Below are 3,042 nucleotides of genomic sequence, written 5' to 3'. Positions count from 1 at the left end.
CGACAACTGGATCTCGACCTTCGAGGCGCGCACGGTGGATGACATCCGCGCGCTGGGGCGCAACAGCCCCGAGGATGACCGCGCCTTCGCCGCCGTCGCGCGCCTGTCGGCGTTCAACCTCGCGCTCTATCGTGCCACGCTGCAACCGGCGGTGCGCGCCCTGACCACCGAGGCCAGCGCCCGCCTGGCCAGGGCGATGAACCCGCTCAGGCTCAGCTACACGATGTTCGCCGACGCGAACCCGTGGATGGCCGCCGTCAAGGTGATGGCCGCCGAGGCCGCCGCCACCCGCAAACCCGCCGCCGCCGACAACCCGTTGCTGGCGGCGCAGCAGCGGCTGTCCGACCAGATCACCGCCGCCCTTGACGGCTATCGCAGGCTGCGGGACGACATGGCCGAACAGGCGTTCTTCGGCATCTACGGATCGCCCCTGCTGCAGGCAATGCTGGGGATCACCGCCGAAACCGAGGTGCGCCCGGTTCCCGACACGACCCCGGCCCAGCGCGCCGCAGTGCGGGCCGAGCGTTCGGCGCAGGCCGCCCTGCTGGACGCGGGCGGTTTCGACGAGGCGCTGGTCCGCGCCGTTCTCTACGCCGCGATGGCAGATCAATCGGTTGACGAACGCAGCGCGCTGGCGCTGAACGTGGTGCGCAAGGAGCTGATGCACCTGTCCCTCGCCGCGTTCAAGACGCTGGTGCGCGACCAGTTCTTCGTGCTTCAGCTTGAGGGTGACGGCGCGATCGCGGCTTTGGCGGGCATCGTGCCGGACTCGGGCGCCCGCCGCGACCTGTTGCGGCAGGTGGAAACCATCCTGTCGGCGGGCGCTCCGCCGACGCCCGCGATGCGCGACCGGCTGGCGCGGCTCGTCCGGATGCTGCCGTCCCTGCCCCAGACCCTGCCCCAGACCCCGACCGGCGCCGGGACGCCGCTGCCCGTTCGCAAACCGACAAGGACCAAGGGATGACGCTTCTCATCAACAAGACCTTCGACCAGATCAGCGTCGGCGACACCGCCAAGGTCACCCGCACCCTGGGTGTCGGCGACCTGCGGGCCTGGGGCATCGTCTTCGGCAATCAGGATGCCTTCACCGCGCTTGGCCAAAGCCAGGATACCGCGGGCATCGTCACCGCCATTCTGGTCGCGATGATCGGATCGGAACTGCCCGGCCCGGGCAGTTCGGTCCGGGCCACCTCGGTTCGCATCGATGGCCCCTTGCCGGTCGGCGCCGAACTGACGGCGCGGCTGGTGGTGCGCGAGAAACGCGCCGCGCAGGGGATTGTCGTGCTCGACGGCACCTGCACCGACGCCGCCGGGCGGATTGTCGCGACCGCCAGCCTTGACGTTTTGGCCCCCACCGCGCACCAGAGCCGCGAGGTGGCAGAGCACCGGCTGGAGGGGCTGATCAACCGCTGCGACACTCTTGCCCCGATGCTGACCGGCGTGGTCTATCCCTGCAGCGCCGACGCGCTGGGCGGCGCGGTCGCGGCGGCGGCGGCCAATCTGATCGTGCCGGTCCTTTATGGCCCCCCGGACGAGATGCGACGCATCGCGGCGGGCGCCGGTCTGGATATCTCGCTGTGCCGGATCGTGGCGGCCGAGGGGCCCGAAGAGGCCGCGCTGAAGGCCGCGATGGCCGCCGGGGCGGGCGAGATCGGCGCGCTGATGAAGGGCAGCCTGCACAGCGGCCAGTTCCTGCACGCGATCCTGCAACCCGAATCCCGGCTGCGCGCCGCCCGCACGCTCAGCCATTGCGCGCTGATGTCGGTGCCGACCTACGCGCGCCAGTTCATCGTCACCGACGTCGCGCTGAACATCGCGCCGACCACCGACCAGAAACGCGACATCTGCCAGAACGCCATCGGCTTTGCCCGCGCGCTTGGCATCGCGGTGCCCAAGGTCGCCGTGCTGGCGGCGGTCGAGATGGTGGAGACCAAGATGCAGGCCACGCTCGACGGCGCGATCCTCGCCAAGATGGCGGATCGCGGCCAGATCGTCGGTGGCATCGTCGACGGGCCGCTTGACCTTGACGCCGCGGTGGATGCGGAAGCGGCGCGGGTCAAGGGCATCGCCTCGCCGGTGTGCGGGATCGCCGATGTGCTGCTGGTGCCCAACATCGAGGCGGGCAACATGGTCTACAAGAACCTCACCTTCATGGCCGACGCGCAGATGGCCGGCATCGTCGTGGGCGCGCGGGTGCCGGTGATCCTGACCAGCCGGGCCGACACCATCGCGGCACGGCTGTTCTCGGCCGCCGCTGCCGTGCTTTATGCCGAGGCGCTGGCGCGCGACCCGACGATCCTGACCCCCGACACGGCGGGGTAGCGCCCGATGGTCGAGGCGATTGTCGTCTTCAACTCCGGCTCGACCAGCCTGAAGTTCGGCGCCTATGCACGGGCACCCTGCGGCACGCCACAGCCGCTGTGCCACGGCGCCATCGCGGGGATGCAGGACGATCCGACCTTCGCCGTCACCGATGCCGCGAAACGGCCGCTGGGCTCGCACGACTGGGGCACGGGTCGCGCGATTGATCACGGCACGGCGCTGACCTTCGTGCTGGCCTGGATCGAGGCCAATCTGAAGGACACCCGCATTGTCGGCGCCGGTCATCGGGTGGTGCTGGGCGGCAGCCACCATCAGGCGCCAGTGCTGCTGACGCCCGACGTGCTGGACGAACTTGATGCGCTGGCTGCGATGGAACCCTCGCATCAGGCGTTCAACATCCGCGGCGCGCGCGCCTTTGCCGCGGCGTTTCCCGCCCTGCCTCAGGTCGCCTGCTTCGACACCTCGTTTCACCGCACCATGCCCGAGGTGGCCCAGACCTATGCGCTGCCGCAATCGGTGCGCGATGCCGGGGTGCGCCACTGGGGTTATCACGGCCTGTCCTACGACTACATCAGCCGTCAGGTGCCGAAGGTCGCGCCGCAGGCGCGGCGGGTGATCGCGGCGCATCTGGGCGGCGGCGCCAGCCTGTGCGCGATGCTCGACGGGCGCAGCATCGACACCACGATGGGCTTTGGCGGCCTGTCGGGCCTGCCGATGGCG

Annotated in this window: 2 protein-coding genes and 1 pseudogene; all 3 read left to right on the top strand. The window is 70.2% G+C overall.

The window, feature by feature from the left end; all coding sequences use genetic code 11:
• A partial coding sequence (locus AC11WY_RS19255) for a DUF3141 domain-containing protein (RefSeq protein ID WP_482928489.1) occupies positions 1–964 on the top strand: 964 nt, incomplete at its 5' end.
• The gene (locus tag AC11WY_RS19250) at positions 961–2,322 is read left to right on the top strand and encodes a bifunctional enoyl-CoA hydratase/phosphate acetyltransferase (protein WP_482928487.1); all 1,362 of its coding nucleotides are present in this window, start codon (positions 961–963) and stop codon (positions 2,320–2,322) included. The genes AC11WY_RS19255 and AC11WY_RS19250, both read left to right, overlap by 4 nt.
• 6 nt (positions 2,323–2,328) lie before the next feature.
• Positions 2,329–3,042, top strand: a pseudogene (locus AC11WY_RS19245) (acetate/propionate family kinase); the annotation flags it as partial.

This window comes from Solirhodobacter sp., assembly GCF_964715405.1.
Note: the sequence above shows the minus strand (reverse complement) of the source record. Positions and strands in the feature narration are given on the sequence as shown.